Source organism: Thalassospira sp. NFXS8, from assembly GCF_040148805.1.
Classification (GTDB): Bacteria; Pseudomonadota; Alphaproteobacteria; order Rhodospirillales; family Thalassospiraceae; genus Thalassospira.
In genome coordinates, this window is the sequence record NZ_JAGEMF010000001.1 from 894837 (window position 1) to 919132 (window position 24296).

21 protein-coding genes are annotated in these 24296 nt (G+C 52.6%); 11 read left to right on the plus strand and 10 right to left on the minus strand.

Annotation, left to right across the window (positions count from 1 at the left end; translation table 11 throughout):
* Positions 1-504: 504 nt before the first annotated feature.
* The 3 genes from J4E05_RS04045 to J4E05_RS04055 all read left to right on the plus strand — a co-directional run bounded on the left by J4E05_RS04045 (position 505) and on the right by J4E05_RS04055 (position 3117).
* Positions 505-1038 (plus strand): DUF2628 domain-containing protein, encoded by a 534-nt coding sequence (locus J4E05_RS04045; protein ID WP_085590610.1) that lies wholly within the window; start codon positions 505-507, stop codon positions 1036-1038.
* Between the two features lie 153 nt (positions 1039-1191).
* Positions 1192-1764 (plus strand): hypothetical protein, encoded by a 573-nt coding sequence (locus J4E05_RS04050; RefSeq protein WP_349592577.1) that lies wholly within the window; start codon positions 1192-1194, stop codon positions 1762-1764.
* A gap of 174 nt (positions 1765-1938) precedes the next feature.
* Entirely contained in the window at positions 1939-3117 is a 1179-nt protein-coding gene (locus J4E05_RS04055; RefSeq protein ID WP_349592580.1) for a benzoate/H(+) symporter BenE family transporter, read from the plus strand.
* 54 nt (positions 3118-3171) lie between these two features.
* On the opposite strand, the gene J4E05_RS04060 is transcribed toward J4E05_RS04055, so the two are convergent.
* Positions 3172-3603 carry a VOC family protein gene (locus tag J4E05_RS04060; protein ID WP_085590616.1) on the minus strand — a complete coding sequence of 144 codons (432 nt, stop codon included), beginning with the start codon at positions 3601-3603 and terminating at the stop codon, positions 3172-3174.
* A 354-nt stretch (positions 3604-3957) separates the two neighbouring features.
* Between J4E05_RS04060 and J4E05_RS04065 the strand changes: the two genes are divergently transcribed.
* Entirely contained in the window at positions 3958-7440 is a 3483-nt protein-coding gene (locus tag J4E05_RS04065) for an indolepyruvate ferredoxin oxidoreductase family protein (RefSeq protein WP_349592583.1), read from the plus strand.
* Positions 7441-7514: 74 nt separating this feature from the next.
* On the opposite strand, the gene J4E05_RS04070 is transcribed toward J4E05_RS04065, so the two are convergent.
* From J4E05_RS04070 to J4E05_RS04085, 4 genes are all read right to left on the minus strand, one after another.
* On the minus strand, positions 7515-7958 hold the full coding sequence (locus J4E05_RS04070; protein ID WP_339779234.1) for an MmcB family DNA repair protein: 444 nt from the start codon (positions 7956-7958) through the stop codon (positions 7515-7517).
* A gap of 94 nt (positions 7959-8052) precedes the next feature.
* A complete protein-coding gene (locus tag J4E05_RS04075; protein WP_101268029.1) occupies positions 8053-8298 on the minus strand; it encodes a DUF2312 domain-containing protein in 246 nt (81 codons plus the stop codon).
* Positions 8299-8417: 119 nt separating this feature from the next.
* Positions 8418-9578 (minus strand): carboxylate-amine ligase, encoded by a 1161-nt coding sequence (locus J4E05_RS04080; RefSeq protein ID WP_349594641.1) that lies wholly within the window; start codon positions 9576-9578, stop codon positions 8418-8420.
* A gap of 10 nt (positions 9579-9588) precedes the next feature.
* Positions 9589-10389: an N-formylglutamate amidohydrolase gene (locus J4E05_RS04085; protein WP_349592588.1), complete on the minus strand. Its 801-nt coding sequence runs from the start codon at positions 10387-10389 to the stop codon at positions 9589-9591.
* A 168-nt stretch (positions 10390-10557) separates the two neighbouring features.
* Between J4E05_RS04085 and J4E05_RS04090 the strand changes: the two genes are divergently transcribed.
* The 3 genes from J4E05_RS04090 (at position 10558) to J4E05_RS04100 (ending at position 14882) form a co-directional block, all read left to right on the plus strand.
* On the plus strand, positions 10558-11370 hold the full coding sequence (locus J4E05_RS04090) for a FadR/GntR family transcriptional regulator (protein ID WP_246832927.1): 813 nt from the start codon (positions 10558-10560) through the stop codon (positions 11368-11370).
* 77 nt (positions 11371-11447) lie between these two features.
* Positions 11448-12761 carry a glycerate kinase type-2 family protein gene (locus J4E05_RS04095; RefSeq protein WP_349592591.1) on the plus strand — a complete coding sequence of 438 codons (1314 nt, stop codon included), beginning with the start codon at positions 11448-11450 and terminating at the stop codon, positions 12759-12761.
* A gap of 405 nt (positions 12762-13166) precedes the next feature.
* The gene (locus tag J4E05_RS04100) at positions 13167-14882 is read left to right on the plus strand and encodes a methyl-accepting chemotaxis protein (RefSeq protein WP_349592594.1); all 1716 of its coding nucleotides are present in this window, start codon (positions 13167-13169) and stop codon (positions 14880-14882) included.
* Between the two features lie 76 nt (positions 14883-14958).
* Here the strand turns inward: J4E05_RS04100 and otnI are convergent, their stop codons facing one another.
* Together otnI and gcvA are read right to left on the minus strand one after the other, a co-directional pair.
* Positions 14959-15747: a 2-oxo-tetronate isomerase gene (otnI, locus tag J4E05_RS04105; RefSeq protein WP_349592597.1), complete on the minus strand. Its 789-nt coding sequence runs from the start codon at positions 15745-15747 to the stop codon at positions 14959-14961.
* A gap of 170 nt (positions 15748-15917) precedes the next feature.
* The gene (gene gcvA / locus J4E05_RS04110) at positions 15918-16808 is read right to left on the minus strand and encodes a transcriptional regulator GcvA (protein ID WP_349592600.1); all 891 of its coding nucleotides are present in this window, start codon (positions 16806-16808) and stop codon (positions 15918-15920) included.
* A 124-nt stretch (positions 16809-16932) separates the two neighbouring features.
* Here gcvA and J4E05_RS04115 point away from each other — a divergent pair, with 124 nt between their 5' ends.
* Positions 16933-17610 (plus strand): FMN-dependent NADH-azoreductase, encoded by a 678-nt coding sequence (locus tag J4E05_RS04115; RefSeq protein WP_349592602.1) that lies wholly within the window; start codon positions 16933-16935, stop codon positions 17608-17610.
* Positions 17611-17669: 59 nt separating this feature from the next.
* Here J4E05_RS04115 and J4E05_RS04120 read toward each other — a convergent pair whose 3' ends face one another.
* A complete protein-coding gene (locus tag J4E05_RS04120; protein ID WP_349592605.1) occupies positions 17670-18584 on the minus strand; it encodes a LysR family transcriptional regulator in 915 nt (304 codons plus the stop codon).
* A gap of 118 nt (positions 18585-18702) precedes the next feature.
* Between J4E05_RS04120 and J4E05_RS04125 the strand changes: the two genes are divergently transcribed.
* Entirely contained in the window at positions 18703-19764 is a 1062-nt protein-coding gene (locus J4E05_RS04125; RefSeq protein WP_349592608.1) for an NAD-dependent epimerase/dehydratase family protein, read from the plus strand.
* Here J4E05_RS04125 and J4E05_RS04130 read toward each other — a convergent pair.
* Positions 19709-21016 (minus strand): NAD(P)/FAD-dependent oxidoreductase, encoded by a 1308-nt coding sequence (locus J4E05_RS04130; protein WP_349592610.1) that lies wholly within the window; start codon positions 21014-21016, stop codon positions 19709-19711. The two genes, J4E05_RS04125 and J4E05_RS04130, sit on opposite strands and share 56 nt — an antisense overlap.
* 211 nt (positions 21017-21227) lie before the next feature.
* Between J4E05_RS04130 and J4E05_RS04135 the strand changes: the two genes are divergently transcribed.
* A complete protein-coding gene (locus J4E05_RS04135; protein ID WP_349592613.1) occupies positions 21228-21656 on the plus strand; it encodes an HIT domain-containing protein in 429 nt (142 codons plus the stop codon).
* Between the two features lie 40 nt (positions 21657-21696).
* Positions 21697-23091 (plus strand): oxygen-independent coproporphyrinogen III oxidase, encoded by a 1395-nt coding sequence (gene hemN, locus J4E05_RS04140; protein WP_349592616.1) that lies wholly within the window; start codon positions 21697-21699, stop codon positions 23089-23091.
* Positions 23092-23220: 129 nt separating this feature from the next.
* On the opposite strand, the gene J4E05_RS04145 is transcribed toward hemN, so the two are convergent.
* Entirely contained in the window at positions 23221-24282 is a 1062-nt protein-coding gene (locus J4E05_RS04145) for an NAD(P)H-dependent flavin oxidoreductase (protein WP_349592619.1), read from the minus strand.
* Positions 24283-24296: the final 14 nt, after the last annotated feature.

Below are 24296 nucleotides of genomic sequence, written 5' to 3' on the forward strand. Positions count from 1 at the left end.
TGGTTTAATCGTTAAATAGCCAGCACTCTGATGCTATAATTATCCTAAATTCAAGAATCAAAGAGCTCACAAACAGGGCTCTTTTTTTTGATCAAAAATGAATGCCTATTACGGATCTGAATTACAGATACCATTACTTTTCCGTCAATGATTAGAACGAAAAAATATTAAAAATCAATCATATTGGCGAAGTATTTGGGCTGGCGGTTATCTTGCGTGCATATTCCCGCAAAAATAACGTCATAGATGCCAGCCAAAAGGCTGGCAGCCTGCGCATTTTTAACATTGAAACCGGTTTTCTCGCAGATCAAGGTTGATGCTTCCCAAGCGAAGCATCCCGGCAACCAATGGTATCAATTGTCAAATTTTTGCCACCTTTGATCGGTACTTGAAAAACCGTCCAAAAATAAAACAAGTTCAACGCAAACAATTGAAGCCAAAGCCAAAAGGCAGCTTCGCAATACAAAACAAGAGCAAACCATCGAGCAGAAGGTTCCCTTACCTATGAATGAGAACGCAACCACAGCAAATCATCAAAAGAACTATAGCCCATCCTGGCAACGGCGATTTGATTTACTGGACTCTCTTGACGCAGACAAACTTTCCATGAGCGCAGTGACAAAAACAGAAAAATACAAGTCCCTAAGCTTTTGGCAGAAATTCCGGCTGATGCGCAACTTCCTCGCGTTCTTTTTCGGTGGGCTTTATTATCTGTGCAAGGGCATGTGGGCGAAGGGCCTTTTTATCATTGGCGCGTCGTCGCTTTACGGCATCATTCTTCTTTCAATCGAAATCAGCGCCGGGCGTATCGTTATTCCGACAATTGTTTACTGGTTACCCCCCGCAGTCATCGCCTCGCAACTGGCAAACTTTGATTATTATCGCAAGGAAAAGCTGGGCGAAAAAATCTGGGCGAAAATTCCGGCTATTTTTGCGGACCTGAAAGTAACATTGCCCTTGGCGATTATTGCTTTGGCAACCAATTTCTATCTGGGTTATCACGCCGCAATGACCATTCCTGATCCTTATTTCGGTTAAAATCGGCCAAATTCCAATTTATCGGCGCGTAGCAGGGCACTGTTACGCGCCATTTTTATGCCTTATCGGAACTTCACCCTGCCTAATATGTTCTGGAACTATTCAACTATCCGGCACATCCCGCTGGTCTCGAAACCAAGACAGGAGGGACACATGACCCAGACGCCCGAAAAAAGCCACCGCCAGATCATTGGTGTTTTCGACAATGCCGATGACATGCACCACGCACTGGAGGCCTTACAAAAAGCTGGTTTTAATCGATCGGAAATGAGCCTGATTGCCAATGAACTGACAATCGACGAAAAACTGGGCCATATCTATCGCAAAACCGAAGATCTGGAAAATGATCCGGCAACACCGCGCATTGCCTATACATCACCCGACCCAACGGGTGACGCAGAAGGTGCGCTGATCGGCGCACCGATGTATGTTGCCGCCTTCACCACCGCCGGTATCATGGTCGCCGCGGGTGGACCGATGGTTGCGACCATTGCGGCCATCCTTGGTGCTGGCGGGGCCGGTGCCGCTGCTGGCGGTGTTCTCGCCAAACTGTTTGGCAAACAGCATTCCGATAAGGTTCAGCAAAAACTTGAAGATGGCGGCCTTTTGCTTGCTGTGCGCAGCGATGATGACCGACAGGAAGAAAAAGCACATCAGATTTTGTCGAAACACAGCAATGACGACGTTTTTATCTATGACCCGCCCGGTAAAACCTTGCCGGAATGATGAGTGACCCGGAAATTTGGAAATTGTCGGCATATTGAATGTCGCGCACCATCCACCGGCAATAAAAATTCCAAACAATCATGTCGACGTAATTGTGCCGCAACAGTTTTTGTGGATTAACAACAAAAGATTGGCTAGCTTCGCGTGGTTATTTTCACCCGCTGGAGCCAGCCAATGCTGCGTGACATATCCTCCCAAAGCTTTTTTATGGGTTTTCTCGCTGCATTTGTCGGCACGGCAAGCTCCTTTGCTGTTGTCTTGCAGGGGTTAACAGCTGTCGGCGCCTCGCCGTTCGAGGCGGCATCCGGACTAATGGCACTTTCGATTTCAATGGGGATATGCGCCATTGTCCTGTCGCTTAAAACGCGCATGCCAATCAGCATTGCCTGGTCCACACCGGGGGCAGCGTTACTTGCAACATCCGGCGCAGTCGAAGGCGGGTTTCCGGTTGCTGTTGGTGCCTTCATCATTTGTGCCATCCTGATCGTGATTTGCGGCACATGGAAACCTTTGGGCAAGGCTGTTGCAGCGATTCCCGGCCCGCTTGCCAATGCCATGTTGGCCGGGGTATTGCTGGGTTTATGCCTGGCCCCCATCAAAGCCGTGGCATTTAACCCGGTATTGGGCCTGCCGATTGTACTGGCGTGGTTAATTGTCGCGCGTTTTAACCGGTTATTTGCGGTGCCTGCCGCTTTGGCTGCGTTTGTGCTGGTTCTTATATTTGGTGTTAACTTTCCCGACGGTGCCATCACCAATTTGCATTTATCACTGGTGCCACCCGTCGCGTTTGTGGTGCCGCATTTTAACCTCGCCGGGTTGGTGGGTATTGCCCTGCCCTTATTCATCGTCACCATGGCTTCGCAAAACATTCCGGGAACGGCTGTTTTACGAGCGCACGACTACAACACCCCGCCCGGGCCGTTATTTGCCACAACCGGCATCTTTTCGCTACTGTCGGCCCCATTTGGTGGCCATGCGGTAAACCTTGCCGCCATTACCGCCGCCATGTGCGCAGGTGAAGATGCGCACCCCGACCCTCAAAAACGCTATTGGGCCGCCATTTTTGCTGGGATATTTTATGTTGTCTTTGGTTTGCTGGCTGGCGTAATCACCGCCCTTGTCAGCCTGGCCCCAACCATCCTGATCGAGGCCGTGGCAGGGCTTGCCCTGATTGGCGCATTTTCAAGCTCTGTCGTTGCCGCCTTTCGCGATGAAAATAACCGCGAAGCCGCAGCGGTTACATTTTTGATAACCGCTGCCAGCCTTACATTTTATGGAATTTCCGGCGCATTTTGGGGGCTTGTCGCGGGTGGGCTAATTTATATCCTTACCCATTTGCGAACAAAAACCTGATCACATCTATCGCAGCGTGCCGGGCCATTGTCATCCCGGCACGTTTTTAAAGCATCAATCTTGCGGTATTACCATCTGCCCGTCTTCGGTGATATTCCAAAACGGATTATAGGCCACTTCCCAGGGATGGCCATCAAGGTCGCAAAAATAGCCTGAATACCCACCCCAAAATACCTTCTCGGCCGGTTTTTGAATAACCGCCCCCGCCTTTTCCGCCTGGACCATAACGGCATCAACTTCGGCCTCGTCCCGGGCATTATATGCAAGTGTGATGCCGGAAAAACCCGCACCACTATCGGTAAAATTCCCGTCTTTCACCAGATCATCGCGGCCAAACAACCCAATAATCATGCCGTTCATCTGATAGAAAACCACTTTACCCTCAACCGCACTGGTCGCTTTCCAGCCCAGACCTTCCTCGTAAAAACTGCGGGCAGCAGCAAGATCGCGCACACCGAGCGTCACCAGACTAAGACGTTGGTCCATTTCAGGGCTCCTTGTAAGGGGTAAAAGGATATTACCGGACGGTACCACTGCCATCGTCAAAAACAAAGATGGACTCGCATCCTGCAAAACTTTGCACCGCACAAGAGACGCAAGATAATTGCGCGCAAATCGGTACCAAAATAAGCAAATAACAAGTTGACGCAACGTCAACCCGTACAATCAGGCGTTTTGACCATTGCAATGCGAGAGTGATTGAAAAAAGGTCAGCATTCATTACCATTATTGCAAAGTAACGGGTATTTCGCATCGCCCTTATCCGCGCCATATTAATTAATAAAAATGCGAAAACCCGCGAGGCTTCCCGCAAGAGACAAAGACCAGAGAGGTCATCAGATGGCAAAGTTGGCAAAAGTTACCCTGGACGACAAATATACCCTGGAAGAAGGTCGCATTTACCTGACCGGTATCCAGGCGCTGGTGCGCCTGCCTTTAATGCAACGGCAATTGGACGCACGCGCCGGTTTAAACACGGCAGGCTGTATTTCGGGCTATCGCGGGTCGCCCCTGGGCGGGCTGGATCAACAGTTATGGCGGGCAAAAAAGTTCCTGACCAAACAGCAGATCGAATTTCAGGCTGGCGTCAACGAAGACCTTGCCGCGACCGTTGTCTGGGGTAGCCAACAGGTCAACATGTATCCTGATGCCAAATATGATGGCGTTTTTGGCTTATGGTATGGCAAAGGCCCGGGCGTTGACCGGTCCGGCGATGTTTTCAAACATGCCAACTATGCGGGCACGTCAAAAAACGGCGGTGTTCTTGTTCTGGCGGGGGATGACCATTCGTGCAAATCATCCACCCTGCCCCACCAAACCGAATATGCCTTTATCGATGCGCAAATCCCGGTTTTAAACCCGTCAGGCGTACAGGATATTATCGATTTTGGCCTGCATGGCTGGGCCATGAGCCGATATTCGGGTTGCTGGGTGGCAATGAAAACCATTGCCGAAACGGTTGAAAGTTCGGCTGCTGTTGATGTTGCACCGGGCCGCGTTGCCCCGATTATTCCCGATTTTGAACTGCCCGAAGGTGGTGTTCACATCCGTTGGCCCGATACGCCAAAGGAACAGGAACTGCGCCTGATGAAATTTAAATTATATGCCGCCCTGGCCTATGCGCGCGCCAACAAGCTGAACCGCATTGTGATTGATAGCCCAACCCCGCGCCTGGGTATTATCACCACAGGCAAGGCATATCTTGATGTCATGCAGGCATTTGATGATTTGGGCATATCGGAACAGGACGCCGCCAATATCGGCATTCGGGTTTTAAAAGTCGGCATGAGCTGGCCGCTAAACCGTGATGACGTACGCGAATTTGCCCAGGGTTTGGAAGAAATCATCGTTGTTGAAGAAAAACGCGCGGTGATGGAAAACCAGGTTAAGGAACAGCTTTATAACTGGCGCGAAGATGTGCGCCCAACCGTGATTGGCAAGTTCGACGAAAAGGGCAACTGGAACCTGCCGTCCATGGACGAGCTAACCCCGGCGCGGATTGCACAGGTATTGGCTGCGCGAATCAACCGCTTTTTTGACAGCCCCAAAATTCACGAACGCATTGAATGGCTGGCGCAAAAAGAACGTGAAATTGCCGAACCCCGGCCCGATGTGGCGCGTATTCCGTGGTTTTGCCCCGGCTGCCCACATAACAGCTCTACCAAAGTACCGGAAGGCAGCCGTGCCATGGCCGGTATTGGTTGCCATTACATGGTTAACTGGATGGACCGTTCGACCGAGACCTTCACCCATATGGGGGGCGAAGGTGTCACCTGGATTGGTCAGGCACCCTTTACCAACGAAAAACACGTTTTTCAAAACCTGGGTGATGGCACCTATTATCACTCCGGCTCGCTCGCCATTCGTGCTGCTGTCGCCTCGGGGGTCAATATTACCTATAAAATCCTGTTTAACGATGCGGTTGCCATGACAGGCGGCCAACCGGTAGACGGGCCAATCAGTGTGCCGCAAATCACCCGGCAGATGGCCGATGAAGGGGTAACCCGCATCATCGTCCTATCCGACGAACCCGACAAATACCCGATCGATGCCCATTTTGCATCGGGTGTCGATATTCGCCATCGCGATACCCTTGATGAAACACAAAAAGAACTGCGCGAAGTTCCGGGCACATCAATCCTGATTTTTGATCAAACCTGTGCGGCGGAAAAACGCCGCCGGCGCAAACGCAAACTGATGGTCGATCCGCCCAAACGGGTTTTCATCAATGATCTGGTCTGCGAAGGCTGTGGTGATTGCGGGGAAAAATCCAACTGCCTTGCCGTTGTGCCGGTTGAAACGGAATTTGGCCGCAAACGCGCCATTGACCAATCGGCGTGCAATAAGGATTTTTCCTGCCTCAACGGGTTTTGCCCCAGCTTTGTCACCATTGAAGGTGGCACCCTGCGCAAACCGGACGCCGCCGCAAAAGGTGACAACCATGGCGACGCCGTTTTTGCCTCGCTGCCCAAACCCGTACTTCCATCCCTGGCAGAACCGTGGTCGGTATTGGTAACCGGGGTCGGCGGCACCGGGGTTGTCACCATCGGCGCGCTTTTGGGCATGGCCGCCCATATTGAAGGCAAAGGCATTGTCGGCTTGGATATGGCGGGCCTCGCGCAAAAGGGCGGTGCCGTTGTCAGCCATATCCGCTTTGCTGATACCCAGGAAAAACTTCATGCCGCCCGCATCCCGGCAGGTGAAGCCAATGTGGTGCTGGGCTGTGACTTGCTGGTGGCGGCCAGCTTTGAAGGCCTTGCCAAAATGCGGCGCAACTTTACCCAGGCCGTAATCAACACCCATGAAACCATCACCGGGGCCTTCACCCGTAACCCGGATTTCGAGCTAAAAAGCAACGAGCATAAAAAGGCCATCGCCGATGCCTGTGGGGCCGATGCCGTCAGTTTTGTCGAAGGCAGTGATGTTGCCACACGTTTAATGGGCGATTCCATCGCCACCAACCTGTTCATGCTGGGTGTGGCCTGGCAAAGCGGATTAATCCCGATTACCGAAGAAGCCCTGATGCAGGCGATTGACCTTAACGGTGTCGCAATCGAGATGAACAAGCAGTCCTTTTACTGGGGCCGTCTGTTTGCCCATGATCCGCAAAAAGTGATTGATGTGATTGGCCCGAACGAAAAACAGGCTCATCCCATTGCCACCACCCTTGATGACATGGTTGCCAAACGCAAAACCTTCCTGACCGGTTATCAAAACGCAGCCTATGCCAACCATTATGATGCATTGGTGCGCAAAGTGGCGAGCGCCGAACAGAAACTGGGCGACGGGCATGATCATCTCGCCAAAGCCGTAGCAAAATACTATTTCAAACTACTGGCTTATAAGGACGAATACGAAGTCGCCCGTCTTTATACCGACCCGGCTTTTAAAGCCAAGTTGCGCAAAAACTTTACCGGTAAGTACAAGGTAAAATTCCATCTGGCCCCGCCTGCCCTTGCCAATCGCGATGCCACCACCGGGCACTTGAAAAAGCAGGTCTTTGGCCCGTGGATGATGTCAGCCTTTGGTATATTGGCGAAATTCAAATTCCTGCGCGGTACCGCAATGGACCCGTTTGGTAAAACCCACGAACGCAAGACCGAACGTACCCTGATCACGCAATATGAACAATTGGTGGACGAGATCATTGCCGGGCTGAATGCCGACAATGACCGCATTGCCGGTGCCCTTTTGGCCCTGCCCGAACAAATTCGCGGTTATGGTCACGTTAAGGATGCCAATATTGCCAAGGTAAAAGAACGCGAGGCCGAATTGCGTCAGCAGTTCCACAACCCGCCCGAACATTTGCAGGCTGCGGAATAAACCGGCGACCGCAACGATGTGACCAAACAAAACGCCGCAGCATCCCATTGCTGCGGCGTTTTGCATTTCAGCAGCTAGGAAATCAGCATATCCATCTTATCATCGCCGCGCAGGCGGCCGGCGGCCAAACGGCCAAAATCAATCAGCAGCTTTTTACGGCGCGCGGCGTTCAGCTTGCTTTCTTCGGCGGGTCGAATAATCGCCGCTTCAAAGCGGTCAGCAACAATCAATCCCTGATCATCGGGGATCAAATCACGCGGAAATTCCATCGGCACGGCAAAGAACAATCGGTCGCAATAATCGCGGTAACTTTGCCATTTGGCATCCACGCGGAAATCCTCGACCGATGACTTAACCTCAACGGCCCACAATTCGCCCTTTGTCCCCATTGCCAATACATCCAGCCGGCGCCCGTTGCCGAGCCGTAATTCCGTGATGCACGCCATATTGTGGTGATGCAGCAGTCGGCACACACCTTCGGTAACCTCGGCAGTTATTTCGGGGCGGGATCGGGTCATGATCGCAAACTCCGTCGTCTCAAATCAAAAAGGCCCGCTGTTTCCAGCAGGCCCTTGATAGCATTTCTGGCTGTCAGTATCTGACAGGAGAAAATCAGCTCATGCCAAGCGCGCGCTTGTAAACTTCAAGAATCTGTTCCTGTTCGGAACGTTCATGTTCTTCAATTTTACGCAGGCGGATAATCTGGCGCAGGATTTTCACGTCATAGCCAAGGGCTTTGGCTTCGCCGTAAACTTCTTTGATATCGGCCATCAGGTTGGCCTTTTCTTCTTCAAGGCGCTCGATACGCTCGACATAGGATGCGAGCTGGTCGGCTGCGATTCCTCCGACTTCGGTCATTCTCTGATCTCCGATGATATGCGGGGCGCTGCGCATAATGCGAAACGCAAAATTTTAAGGCGGCGCGACGATACCCAAAGCACCAATTGATGACAAGCCTTCAGACAATCCCACAGCGGTTAAATCGGTTTTGTCCTGACAGGGCTGGTTTCCGTAATCAGATAATCAGCGACTTCAACCAGCGCATCACGCGGGCTAATGCCCCGCTCGATCGCGGCATTATAGATATTGCGTTGCCGGTCTGCGCTGGTGCCGCGTTCCAGAATTTTACGCGCATGTTCCACTTCGGCAACACAGCCAAAATGTTCGGCATCAGGGCGGATAAGATCGAGAATTTCTTCGAGCAAATCGGCATAAGGCACAATTTCGCCACGACCAAAATCGATCAACCCGGCGGCATCACCTGCCGTACTGCCATAGCGGCAAGCCCGCCAGCGATTTTCGCGGATCAGCATGTTGGCATAAATCCGCCAGCGCTGGTTATTGTGCCGCAACCGATAAAGCATGCGAAAAATACACCGGGTCAAGGATGCCACGCACACCGCATCTTCCTGATTGGTACACACATCTGCAATGCGCATTTCAAGGGTTGGCCAGCGATCACTGGGGCGCAAATCCCACCAGAGTTTGGTGCCATCCTCGATCACGCCTGCATTAATCAGCATATCAACATGACGGCGATATTCCGCCCATGAACCAAAGACCTCGGGCAAACCGGTGCGGGGCAAATTATCAAACACCGACAGGCGAAAGGTTTGAAGCCCGGTATCGCGCCCGCGCCAAAACGGCGAGGACGTGGTAAGCGCCAAAAGATGGGGCAGAAAATAGGCCGCCTGGGCCATTAATTCGATGCGAAGGTCGTTATCCTCAATCCCGACATGCACATGCATGCCGCAAATCAACAACCGTTCCACCACCGTGCGCAAATCACGCGCGATGGTGCTATAGCGTTCGCCCTCGGTATGTTTCTGGCTATCCCAATGGGCGAACGGATGGGTTGATGCCGCCAATAGCGACATATCATAACGGGCCGCAACATCGCACAGCACACCGCGCATATGGGTCAGCTCACGCTGTGCATCCGCTGCACTGTCACACACCTTGGTGCCAATTTCGACCTGGCAGCGCATAAACTCGCTCGACACATGGTCGCCAAGTTCTGCTTTGCAATCCTTTAGAAAACCGGCGGCCGGGTCGGTTGCAACATCACGCGTTTCGCGGTTCACCAGCCAGAATTCTTCTTCAATCCCAATGGTGAAGCCCGGTTCCTTGCGCAAAATTGCTGGCAAATCAGTCTCTCCTGATTTTATAAAGGTTGGGGTCAGCCAAAATGCTTTCGAAAGCATCGCCCAGAATTTTGGCCCATTTTTCACAGCCCGCATCAGTATCGATCAGGTCCTGCCGAATTTCAATCGATACACATGGCAAATTAGCAGCCTCGGCATGATGGTCGATGGTGTAGTCGGCCATATGACGCCCTGAATACGGTTCGTTATCGCCAATCGTCAAATCCGGGTTTTGCGCCCGCAGTTTTTCCAGAAGCGGAACCGGAATACGCGCATCCTCGTCCCACAAAACCCCAATTTCCCATGGCCGTTCAAAACCCTGAAAAACCGGAGTGAAGCTGTGGATTGCCAAAATGGCCGGGGCAATTTTACGGGCATGAAAACGTGCGATCCGTTCCTCGATCGCCCAGTGATAAGGCAGAAAAATCTCCCTGATCCGTTTCATATGCTCGGCGGGGGAAATGTTCTGATTGCCCGGCACCACTGTTTTATCGGCAATTTCGGGCAGACCTGTCGGGTCCCACAGCTGGCGATTACAGTCAATCACAAGGCGGGAAAAACCGCCCAAAACAGCCGGGCAATCAAACCGTTCCACCAGAATTTCGGTAACCTTGCGCGCCCCGATATCCCAACCGATATGGCGTTTGCGTTCCGTCTCGGGCAAACCAAGAGTGCCCAGGGATTTGGGAATGGCGCGCGACGCGTGGTCACACACAAACAGCGCATGTCCCTTGCCGTCGTCATTTAACACATCAAACGGGGCGGGATCATCACTGCAAAGCAGTTGCGCGGGATGGTGGCTCACGCGAAGTCTCCTGATATTGGGGCAAAGATGAAAAGGCCTGGCCGGTGGAAAAGACCAAACAGTCTGGAATCACTTTCAAATGCCTAGCAATTTGCAAGGATTCTGGCAAGTCAGTGAATACCGACCACGCAAATCATTCATTTTCGCGACAACTTCACGTAAACTGGTATGACCATTAAGCATAATCCCAATTGCCAGAACCCGGAGAGTCCGTTCCCGATGCAGCCAACGCCGCACACATCCCGCGACGATATCAGCACCACCAACGAGGATGGCCGCCCCAAAAGAGTGGCCGACCGGGTAGCCGACGCCCTGCTGGCCCAATTTGCCCAAGGTGCGTATTTGCCCGGCGAACGCCTGCCCGGGGAACGCCAATTGGCCGAAGACATGAATGTCAGCCGGGTTTCGGTGCGCGCAGCCTTGCAGAAACTTAAAACGCGCGGATATCTACGCGCCGTACAAGGCGGCGGAACCGAAGTTTTATCATCGACAGGCATCGAAATGGATGTTGCGATGACCGATCTGGTGCGCGGGTCCATCACCAATCTGTCTGATTTAATGGAACTGCGCCGCACGCTCGAAACATGGGCGGCACGCCGCGCCGCTGAAAACGCCACAGACGAACAGCTGGCGGAACTTCGCAGCAGCTTTCAGCGCGCCCATGACCCGCGACGGGCGGTTAAATACCGGGCAGAGGATGACCACCGCCTGCACATGATGATTGCCAAAGCCAGCGGCAGCATCATTTATTATCACCTGATGAAAATGCTGCATGACGTTTTGCAAACCGCCCTTGATGAAATTCGCTTTCATATTTTTGCCGGACCGCAATTTGACAACATGGTGCAGGCCCATCATCAGGCGATTATCGACGCCATTGCCGCCCGCGACCCGGACCGCGCCGAACAGGCGATGTATAACCATTTGGGGGCCGTGATCGCCCATGTGACCGAACGCAATAAAGACCGGTCACAAAATTAATTCCGTTAACATTGGCCCGCCAAACCCGCCCCAAATGGCGGTAAAACAATATTCCTGTCCAGACCGGAGACATATCCATGTCCTTGCAGCCTGCCAGATTGCCCGAACCGCCCCGTAACATTTTGCGCAAATTGATGGACGCGGCCCTGCGCGCGGCCGACCCGGCGGTGCAAATTCCACACAACATGCCGGTTTTGCCCCGCGGCAAAACCATCGTGATTGGCGCGGGCAAGGCATCGGCCCATATGGCACGCTGTTTCGAGGATTGCTGGATCAAAGCCAACGGCCGCGATGATATTGAAAACAGGCTGGGTGGGCTGGTCGTCACCCGCTATGGCCATGCGGCCCCCTGCAACCACATTGAAATTATCGAGGCATCACACCCCGTACCCGATGCCGCCGGACAAGAAGCCGCCCAACGCATTTTTGATATCGCCAGCAAAGCCGGGCCGGATGATTTGGTTGTCTGCATGATTTCGGGGGGCGGATCGGCCCTTTTGGCCTTGCCCGCACCCGGCATTACCCTGGAAGATAAACAGGCCATCAGCAAAGCCCTGTTAAAAAGCGGGGCAACGATTTCGGAAATGAATTGCGTGCGCAAACATCTGTCCGCGATCAAGGGCGGGCGACTGGCACAAGCCGGGGCAAAGGCCCGCATGGTGACCTATCTGGTGTCTGACGTGCCCGGCGACGACCCGGCGATTATTGCATCTGGCCCGACTGTTGCTGACCCCACCAGCCAAAAAGAGGCCCGCGCCATTCTTGCGCGCTATGGCATTGCACTGCCTGCATCGGTAGAAAAAACCCTGAATAACTACGATTTTGAAACCATCAAACCCGACCATGACTGCTTCGCCGGCAATGAAACTGTCATGCTGTCCCGCCCACAAGATTCATTGCTGGCAGCGGCCAAAGCCGCGTCAGAACTGGGGTTGAACCCGGTTATTCTGGGCGATGCAATTGAAGGGGAATCGCGCGAGATTGCCAAAATGCACGCTGGTATCGCCCGGCAAGTCGCCCGGCATAACCAACCTGCTGTAAAACCCTGTGTTTTGCTTTCGGGCGGGGAAACCACCGTCACCGTGCGCGGCGAAGGCGGCCGTGGGGGCCGTAATGCCGAGTTTATGTTGTCACTATTGCTGCAATTGCGCGACGAAGCGGGCTTTGCCGCCCTTGCCATTGATACCGATGGCATTGATGGCAGCGAAGATAACGCCGGTGCGATTATGAACAGTGAAAGCTGGGCCAAGGCCCAAACCCGGCAAATAGATTTGGCTGATTATCTTGATCGTAACGATGCCTATAGCGCGTTTAAAAAACTTGATGACCTGATTGTCACCGGCCCGACGCTGACCAACGTGAACGATTTTCGCGCCATCCTGATTTTTTAACAAAGACCCGCTTTTACAGACAGATCGCACCCGGGCTGGCAGCTCTGGTCCGGGCGATCCTTCATTAATTCATCACATAATTTCCGGAAATGTCGTGACCCAAGCCGATTCGCAAGGGTTGAACACAGAATCCGTGATCCATTTCGCTGGCAAAACGCGGCTAGCGAAACCACGCATCTGCGTGAGCATTCTTTTCAAAGAAAATCACCTCTCAAACGCCTTCACCCGTCGGAAAAATTCAAAGTCTCACCGTCAATAATGAAAATTGAACCTGAACTTCAATTACAATTCATAGTAGAATAACAATCGATTTTATATGCGCATATCAGAAACCTCGCGCCACGCGAGAACGATCTTCCATGTCTGTTCAGCAGCATCTTTGCTGCGATTATAGAGGATGCCATCATGTCGTTCCAAAATGTCAGGCTGAAACTGAAAGTTCTGTTCGGGATCCTAAGTCCCCTTTTGTTTTTGCTGGTGCTTGCAGGTGTTTCCGTCTTCAGCATTCGCTCCATGCTATCGACAAGCAAATGGGTCGAACATACCAACGAGGTCCTAATTGATATCGAGACGATCACGGCATCTGCAATCAACATGGAAACCGGGATGCGCGGATATCTTCTTTCGGGGAACGAAGACTTTTTGGCCCCCTATAATGAAGGCGAAAAAAACGTCTATTCCCAAATCGAGAACCTGAAAAAAGTTGTTTCGGACAATCCAACGCAAGTAAACCGCCTTAATGAAGCGGAAAAAATACTCAAGGACTGGCAAGCAAATGTGACGAAGCCAATGATCAATATCCGGCGCGATATTGTGGCTAATCGCACCAGCAATGGCAGCGGCATTACAACAATGGATGGATTATCCAAACTTGTTGGCGAGGCACGGGGAAAAACATATTTGGACCAGTTCCGCGCCATCATGAATGACATTCACGGCGCGGAAGCAAAACTTCTTGATTTAAGACAAGCCGAAAATCACGACACGGTTTTCTTTGCCTATAGCATGATTGCGGGTTGTGTCGTGATTGCGCTGGGGGTTGGCGTCATCATGGCATTTGTCATTGGCGGTGCCATTGCCTCTCCCATTATTCGCATGACAGAAACCATGCGCGTCCTGGCATCAGGGGACAAAACCATTGACGTCCCCGACACAGACCGGGGCGACGAAATTGGCGAAATGGCAACCGCCGTCGGGGTTTTCAAGGAAAACATGATAAAAGCGGACCAATTGGCAGCGCGCGAAGTTGAACAAAGCAAAGAACGCGAAACCAGGGCAAAAAAAATAGAACAGGCAACCGGCGATTTTGACGTCGTCATTGCCCAGGTATTAACCGCGGTTATTTCGTCGGCATCCCAAATGGGCAATACGGCAAACTCGATGCTCGATACCGCGAACAATACCAACCAGCGCGCCGCCACGGTTGCCGCGGCGTCCGAACAGGCATCCGCCAATGTACAAAGCGTTGCCACCGCCACCGAACAACTATCTTCGTCTATTAACGAAATCAGCCGGCAAATTTCACAATCATCCGACACCGCACAACGTGCTGTGGACGAAGCTGAAGCAACCAACCAGCAAATGCAGGGCCTGGTTACCGCGGCTCAAAAGGTCGGCGAAGTTGTCAGCCTGATTTCAAATATTGCCCAACAGACCAATCTTCTGGCGTTGAATGCCACAATCGAGGCAGCCCGCGCCGGCGAGGCCGGAAAGGGATTTGCGGTTGTGGCAAATGAAGTCAAGAGCCTGGCCAATGAAACAGCCAAGGCAACCGGCGAAATCAGCCAACAAATTGAAACAATTCAGACCGAAACACACATGGCCGTCGACGCCATCCTGTCAATTACCAAAACCATTGATGAAATGAACGCCATCACGGTGGCAATTTCATCGGCAATGGAAGAACAGGATGCCGCAACCAAGGAAATCACCCGCAATATTCAGCAGGCATCGACCGGCACCAACGATGTCAGCGCCAATATTATAGAAGTCAGAAATTCCGTCGGAAATACCGAAAACGCCGCCGGACAGGTAAGCGATGTCGCGCGGGACCTGACAACAAAAGCAGACGACCTGAAATCACAGGTCGAAACTTTCCTGACCTGTGTACGCACGGCCTGACAGGCAAGACATTTTGTACTGACCGGATAGAACATGCCGCCTCCGGTCAGACTTTTCACAAGAACACGCATAAGCCTCAGGAGACACTGCCTTGCCACAGCGAAAGCCAGCCAAGGCCTTCTTCCGTTGTGTCCTGGGGTTTGTATTCACATCCAATCCAGCCGTCATACCCCAACCGGTCAAGCAGATAGAACAGGAACGAACAATTTAACTCGCCCCGGTCAGGTTCATGACGGCCCGGCACCCCGGCAATTTGCACATGGCGAATTTTGGGCAAATGTTTACCCAACCGCGATGCAATGTCGCCGCCAACAAGCTGGGCGTGATAAATATCAAACTGCAATGCCAGATTGGGATGGTTAAGCTGGTCAATAATCACTGCCGCCTGCTCGACAGAATTTAGCAAATATCCCGGCATCTCAATGCCACTAATTGGTTCGATCAGTATGGTAACGCCTGCCTTGGCTGCTTCATCGGCGGCATATAACAAATTATCGCAATAAAGGCGGGCCAGTTCGCCAGGGTCTTCGCCCTTTTCCATATTGCCTGCCATGCAATGAAGCATGTCGCAGTTCAGGGCTGCGGCATAATCCAGCGCCCTGAAAACAGAATCGCGAAATTCATCTTCGCGGCCCGGACGGCACGCCAAACCCCGGTCCCCGGCATCCCAGTCGCCAAGTGGCAAATTAAACAAAACCTGGGTTAAATCATTGTCGGATAACTGGCGCTTGATGTCGTTCATCGCCATGTCATAGGCACCAATATATTCAACCCCGCTAAACCCGGCAGATGCCGCAGCAGCAAAACGTTTTTCAAACGGGTGATCAGCAAACAAAAACGACAGATTGGCACAAAACCGGGGCATGGGATCATCCCCTTTCACGAAACATGAACAACCCGTGCATGATTTGCCCTCATAGTGTTGCCGTCAACATAGATTCTGTTGTGCCCGCGCGATTAAAGTAACGCCTTTACCAAAACCCGGTTTAGCCACACGGTAACGTAGATATTGTTAAAGGAAATATGCGTTAACTTTCACCGATCCTTATCACGGGCAATTTCCGCAGCGATCCATTCGCCAAAAGCCTGTATTTCGGCTTGACGGGCACCTTTGCCACTGTGAAGCAAATGATATTGATACCCCCGTATCTGCGGGCCAAAAGGTTGCTCTAAAAGTCCGCTTTGGCGTTCCTGCACCGTCATTTCAAAACTGGCAAGTACGACACCGTGCCCGGCGATGGCCGCCTGAATGGCATGGGTATCATCGCTAAACGCAAGGCCGGTTGTTAAATCTGCATCACGGATCCGGGCTGTATCAAACCAGCGCGCCCAGGTTGGCGTCATCGCATCAGAATGCAACCATTTCAGATGCAACAATGGTGTTTTTCGCAAATCATCGGGTGTTTGCACATTCAGAACCGGGCTTGCCATTGGCGCAAAATGCTCAAAAAACAGGGGCTGCACAATCAGCCCCGGATAAGGACCTGCACCATAACGTATGGCTGCATCTACACTATTTTCTGCCAGATCAACGACATCGACCGATGTATGCAAACTTAAATGAATGTCAGGATGCGCCACCTGAAACCGTGGCAAACGCGGCAACAACCATTTGGCCGCAAATGACGGCAACACCGAAACAGTCAGGCTACGTTGTGCTTTACGCCGTTTTAAGTGTTCTATAACGCGGGAAAACTCATGAAACCCGTCACGCAGCACCGGAAATAATTCCTGCCCGGCGTTGGTCAACTGCACCTGCCGGGGCGCACGATCAAACAGGCGCAGGCCAAGCGTTTCTTCAAGCAAACGTATCTGATGGCTGATTGCTGTTGGTGTTACAGCAAGTTCGGTTGCGGCCTTTTTAAAACTCAGGTGTCGGGCCGCAGCCTCGAACGCGCGAAGGGCAGCAAGAGGTGGCAATGACATATAGGTGAATTTAACTCATCTAATAGTTGACGTATTCGATTTTGATTATATGCAATTTACCGTCAATTATTACCACAGTTTTGCACAAATAAAGATGATTTCAATTCATCACAGGAGCACCATTGTGGCAACCATTTTACATATCGACAGCAGCGCACGGCCTGGCCGCTCTGATCTGGCCCCGCACGGGTCGCACAGCCGCAGGTTAACTGCGCGTTTCATCGAAAACTGGCTTCAACATCGCCCCGACGATACGATTATGTATCGTGATGTTGGCGCAAACCCGCCCGCCCCTGTTACCGGCGACTGGATCCACGCCGCTTTCACCAAACCGGATCAGCGCGAACACTGGATGCAGGATGTTCTGGCCGAAAGCGATATGCTGATTGATGAATTGCTAAAAGCCGATGTGATCGTGGCTGGTGTGCCCATGTATAACTTTGGCATGCCCGCCCAAATGAAGGCATGGATTGAAAATATTGTCCGCGTCCGGCGAACCTTCGGCTTTGACCGGTCGCGCGGCACCATCCCTTATTGGCCGATGGTAACCGACAACAAATCCGTTGTCGTTTTATCATCCAGGGGCGATTACGGTTATAATCCCGGCGAAAGAATTGCCCATTTAAACCATGTGGAAGGCGGCGTTTTCACCCCGCTGGAATATATCGGCATTACCGATCACCACAGCGCCGCAATCGAATATGACGAATTCGCCGACACCCGAACGCACCAGTCAATTATGACGGCGGAAAACGATACCGCCAAAATCGTTGAGAAACTTGTGGCTCAACATGGCACCTGAATAATCCGGGCATGAACAAAGCTGTCAGCAAAGGGATTCATCGCTTTGCTGACAGCCCCCTAAATGGGCATCGCCGCTGTTCGCTGGATCCGCCAATAATCCTTCATACCGCTTACCAACGCATCAAACACAACCCGGCAGCGCAAATTATTACGCAAGTCTTCGTGCATGGTCACCCAGCTATCAATGACAAATGAAAATTCTGGCAAAACATGCACCAAATTCGGGTCGCGGCGGGCGACACCAACCTGACAGGCACCAATGCCGTATCCGGCACGGATCATTGCCAAATGGGCAAGATGCTGGTCGGATCGAAACGAAAAATGGCAGGTATGAAACGCCTCGGGCAAGGATTGCATCATTCGCCGATCTTGCGGGTCCCGGTCAATACCGATCAGGTCGTGTTCAACCAGCCCCTCAATGTGCTGCGGCATACCTTTGCGCGCCAGATAATCCCAATGGGCAAACAGGCCCAGATTAATTTCACCAATATGCTGCACCACCAGCGCATCCTGACGCGGCGTAACCATCCGTACGGCAATATCGGCATCCCGGCGCAACAAATCTTCAACCTGGTTGCCAAGCGCCAGTTCTATTTCCAGATCGGGATAATTCCGCCGCAAATCGGTTAAAATACCGGGCAAAACCTCGACCCCGATCACATCACTGGCGGTCACGCGCACCGTACCGCGCACCCCCTCATCCAGGCCGCTGGCCGCACGCAAAATCATATCGGCGGCAGCTTTCAGGTTTTCGGCATGGGGGCGTAATGACAAGGCAGCATCGGTAGGCAACAAACCGCCTGACGACCGGGTAAACAGGGTAACACCCAATTGACGTTGCAACTCGTCAATATGGCGGCCCAATGTCGGTTGGGTCAGGCCAAGAGCACGCGCCGCTGCCGACAATGATCCATGCGTCAGCACCGCCAGAAAACTTCGATAAAGGCCCCAGTCCGGTTCATACCCATCCATACATATTCTTATATCAAATATACAAACTTATAGAATACCGTTTATTCTGTTTTCCCCTACCCTGTGCATCTGAATAAACCCGTGCCCCGCGCACTTCCCCTCGCACAGGAGACCGCATATGGCAACCGCCCCAAAAACCGCCTTGATCCTGGGTGCCAATGGTGGCATTGGCCGCGCCGTTATGAACGAACTCATCGGTCAAGACTGGCACATTCGCGCCCTTGTTCGCGCCCTGCCCGATATATCAGCAGCGCCCCCCGTATCCCCGCAACACGCCCGGCCAATCGACTGGATCGAAGGCGATGCCTTAAATAAACACGATGTTTTGCGCGCCGCCGAAAATATTGATGTTATTATTCATGCTGTAAACCCGCCAGGTTATCGCAACTGGTCGACATATGTTTTACCCATGCTTGATAACAGCATTGCCGCCACCATTGCCAACCGCGCCCGCATCGTTCTGCCCGGCACTGTTTATAATTACGGGCCAGATGTTTTTCCCGATATTGACGAAAACGCCCCGCAAAACCCGAAAACCCGCAAAGGAACCATTCGCACCATCATGGAACGCAGGCTTGAAAACGCCTGCACCAAAGGGGCGCGGGTGTTAATTTTACGCGCCGGTGATTTTTTTGGCCCCACCGCCAAAAATAACTGGTTTTCCCAGGGCCTGATCAAACCGGACAAACCGGTTAAAACCATCATTTATCCCGGCGCAAAAAATACAGGCCATCAATGGGCTTATTTACCTGACGTCGCCGAAACAATATGCCGTTTGCTGGCGTGCGAAAACCAGTTAGACAATTTTGCCCGTTTCCATTTTGGCGGCCACTGGGATGCCAGCGGCACTGACATGATTAATGCCATTCGCACCGCCTGCAACAACCCGGCCCTGCCCGTGCGCCGGTTTCCGTGGTGGCTAATCAAACCGGCCACGTTATTTGTGCCGTTTCTGCGTGAAATCGACGAAATGAAATATCTGTGGCGTCAACCTGTGCGGCTGAACAATTCACGGTTACGGACATTTCTGGGCGAAGAACCCCACACCCCGTTGGAACAAGCCGTTAAAACCACACTGGCCGCATTCAACTGCCTGCCAAAACACATGCATACCGCCAAAAGCGCTAATTCTGGCGATACATATTCGCCTTTTCCGGGTCCGGTTCGACCGGGCCAATGATTAACCGCGCACCTTTTTTGCGAAAGATATAGCTCCAGGCCCATTGCACCAAAACCAGCGCCGGGGCCCGAATGCCGATCAGAAAATAAATATGGGCAAGGCCCCACACCCACCAGGCAAGGAAACCCTTTAATTTAAACCCATTAAAATCAATAACAGCCCGGTGTCGGCCAATTGTCGCCAGATTACCTGCATGTTTATAGCTAAACGGTTCGCTATCCTGCCCTTTGATACGGTCAAGGATACGTTTACCAACATATTTTCCCATTTGTTTGGCGGCCGGGGCAATGCCGGGCACCGTTTGCCCGTCTCGCCATTCCACATGGGCGGCATCCCCAATCACAAATGCATCGGCATGGCCGGGAATGGCAAGGTCAGGTGTAACCTCTACCCGGCCACCCCGGTCTATTTTGGCACCAGTCCAGTCGGCCATATGGTCAACCTTGACCCCGGCCGCCCAAATGACATTGGCACTTTGAATAAATTCATCACCAATTTGAACACCTTGCGGGGTAATATCGCTGACCGGCTGATTTAAAATCACCTCAACCCCCAGCTTTTCCAGCGACTGGCGGGTATATTCGGACAAATCTTCGGGAAAAGCGCCCAGCAAGCGCGGCGCGCCCTCGGCCAGAATTATACGTGCATCACGCGGGTCGATACGGCGAAAATCGTGCGATAAAGCCTGCTTTGCCAATTCGGCAATGGCACCGGCCATTTCAACGCCGGTTGGCCCGCCCCCTACCACCACAAAATTCATAAATTGCTGGCGGGTTTCTTCGTTTTCAGCATTTTCGGCCCGTTCAAACGCCAATAAAAGACGTTTGCGAATTTCGGTTGCCTCGCCGATGTTTTTTAGTCCCGGCGCCACCTTTTCCCAGTCATCATGCCCGAAATAGGATGTCGCAGCCCCGGTCGACAACACCAGATAATCATATTCCACCCGGTAATCACGCGCGATAATGCTTTTGCCCGCCAGATCAATGCCTGTGACCTCGCCCAAAAATACCGAAACATTGGGGGTATGGCTGAAAATACTGCGAATGGGCCAGGCAATTTCGGCGGGCGACAAATCGGCTGTGGCAACCTGATATAACAGGGGCTGAAACAAGTGGTGGTTGCTGCGGTCAATCAGCACCACTTCGACCTCCTTGCCAACCAGTTGACGCGCAACGGCAAGCCCTCCAAACCCCGCCCCAACAATAATTACGCGAGGTTTCTCGCCCGTTTTGGCAATTATTTTTCCCGGCATTTTATCAACACTCCATCACGGACCCGACCCCATGATGTATCGAAATACAGCATAGCATTTCGCATGGTCCCCATACAAACGCCTGAAAGCAATGACAGTTCCGCCTGTGACGCAGGTAACATTTGCCATACGTCACCTACCGCGCAGGACAAGACAAAACTTTGCTGATATAAACACTCCCGTCGCAGATATCGTAAAACAGGGCCTTGTCATGACTGATCCTTTTCGCTTGCATCCGCAACTGGCCGCCGACACCGATCTGGTAACCGAAGGGCCGCTGTCACGTATTTTAATGATGAATGATGCCCGGTATCCGTGGCTGATTTTGGTGCCACGTCGCAACGACCTGATCGATTACGACGACCTGACCGCCGACGAACGCGAGATGCTGGGGCGCGAATGTGCCGAAACATCCAAAACCCTGAAGCGCCTGTTTAACGCCAATAAAACCAACGTTGCGATGCTGGGCAACATGGTGCCACAACTTCATTGCCACGTTGTTGCACGCTTCCCGAATGATCCCGCCTGGCCCGGCCCGATCTGGGGTGTCGGTCAATCGCTTCCATTTCGTGAAGACGATGCCAGAGACCGCCTTTCGGCCCTGCGCGCCGACCTGATTTCAGCGTTCCGTCACAACTGAACCAGATCTTGACGCACATCAAGGCGGTGGATTTGGAATAATGCAAAAAACGCTTCATCACATTGATGAGGCCATATTCGCCATGACATCCACCGCCCTGCATCAGAAATACGACTTGCGCCTGCCGCGCTATACCAGCTATCCGACCGCCCCGCATTTCAGCCCCGCCGTCAATGGTGTGGTTTACCGGCGCTGGTTATCGGAACTGGACCAAAACCAGCCCTTGTCACTTTATTTCCATGTACCCTATTGCGAGGAAATGTGCTGGTTCTGCGGCTGCAACACCAAAATTACCAAGCATTACGGCCCCGTGGGTAGCTATGTTGATGTGCTGCGCGCCGAAATTAAAAATGTGCTATCGGCCCTGCCGGGCAAATACCCGGTTGCCCATATTCATTTTGGCGGTGGCAGCCCCACCATTCTAAGTGCCGATGACCTGCGCAATATTATGGGTGATATTGCACAGGGCTTCGCCATTTTGCCCGACGCCGAAATTGCCATTGAAATGGACCCGCGCACCGCCAAGCCCGACTTTATGGATGCAATGCGCGATTGCGGCTTTACCCGATCCAGCATCGGGGTACAGGATTTTAACGACACCGTGCAAAAAGCGGTAAACCGTGTGCAGTCGTTTGAACTGGTTGCAGGTGTGATTGCAGGATTGCGCGAACGCGGCATGACCGGCATCAATGTTGATTTGATGTATGGGTTGCCGTTTCAAACCATTGATGGCGTGATGGATACCGTTGATAAAACCGTAACCCTGAACCCCGACCGTTTATCGGTATTTGGTTATGCCCATGTACCCTGGATGAAAAAACACCAAAACCTGATCCCGACCGAAGCCCTGCCGGGCACATCGGAACGGTGGGCGCAATATGACGCCATTCAAAAACGCCTGTCCGAACACGGATATGTTGCCATCGGACTGGACCATTTCGCCCGCGCCGACGATGAAATGGCCCAGGCCATGCTAGCAGGTGATTTACACCGGAATTTCCAGGGTTACACCACCGATCGCGCCGAAGCCCTGATTGGCATGGGCCCGTCGGCGATTTCGTCGCTGCCACAAGGATATGCCCAAAACGACCCGGCTTTGGCCCGCTGGAAACGCTGCGTTGAAGATGGCCTGATGGCCATCGAAAAAGGCATCGCCATCACCGACGAAGACCGCATCCGCCGTGATGTAATCAACGAACTGATGTGCCATCTTTCGGTCGATCTGGATGAAGTTTGCCGTACGCACAACGTGCCTGTATCACGCTTTGCTGCGGAACTTGATCAAATCCGTAAAATGGCAGTCGATGACATTGCAACGGTTTGCTGCAACACCATCACCGTAACACCAACCGGCCGCCCGCTGGTCCGTGCGGTATGCGCCGTGTTTGACACATTTCTGGATCACAGTGCAAACCGCCATTCACAGGCCGTGTAATAGTATAATCTGACCATCATAAACAAAACCGGGGCTGACATGTGGTTGTCGGCCCCTGTTTTGTTCCACATGAATATGCTAGGGCACAGATCATATAAACAGCTGTGACCAGCACCCTCCCGGTGTCTGTTACATCCGCACCGACGCCGCGTCTTCAATCTCGCGCACCAGCGTCGCTACAAGCTCGGCTGCTGGCAAAGCGCGCGAAAGTGGTGCCCCCTGACCGGCCCACTGCGCACCAAAACCATATTCACCTTGGGCTTTGCCTGCCGCATTCAGGGCCTTTCCCGCGTCATAGGCAATTGGGTATTCCGGCACGACCTGATCGCGGGCACTTTCCTGCAACGCTGTAAACCGGTTGGCAAGGGCGCGCGCCGGACGCCCGGAAATGATCGACGTTAACCGGGTATGGAAAGCACCCGGACCACCCAGCGCCCGGCGATAGGCATCGTCCGCCGCCGATTCAGGGCATCGAATAAAGGCTGTGCCGATCTGGGCCGCAATCGCCCCAAGGTCAAGTGCCGCCGCAATACCGGCCCCGTCCATAATACCCCCCGCAGCCACAACCGGCACCTTGCAGTGGCGCACCAACAAACGTGTCAAAGCAAAGGTGCCCAAACCTTCATCATATACCGCAGGATCAAAAATACCGCGATGCCCACCCGCCTCAATACCTTGGGCGACAATAACATCAATACCTGCCGCCTCTATTTTTCGGGCTTCATCCAGACTTGTCGCCGTCGCCAACAACGTAATTCCCGCCTGTTTTAATGCGGCAATGGCCCCGGCTGCCGGCAAACCAAAATGGAAACTGACGACCGCGGGTTTGACCTCTAACAGCAACGACAGCATATCGGGATCATCAATAAAGCTTTTGTAAATTGTACGTAACCGCGCGGGGGGTTCAGCGTCAAATTCGGCAAATACCGGTTTTAGGTATTCAAGCCAGGCTGCTTCATTTTCCGGGCTTGCCTTTGCCGTCTTATGCGCAAAAACATTAACGTTAAAAGCCCGGTCTGTTCGGCTTTTTACCTCGTCGATCATATTTCGGGCACCATCTGCATTGGTTGCCCCCACACCAATAGAGCCAAGCCCGCCCGCGTTGCACACTTCCGCCGCCATCGTCGGTGTTGAAACACCTGCCATCGGAGCCTGAATAATAGGCAAAGCAATATCCAACCTGTGTAGCATTGTGTTGTCTCCTT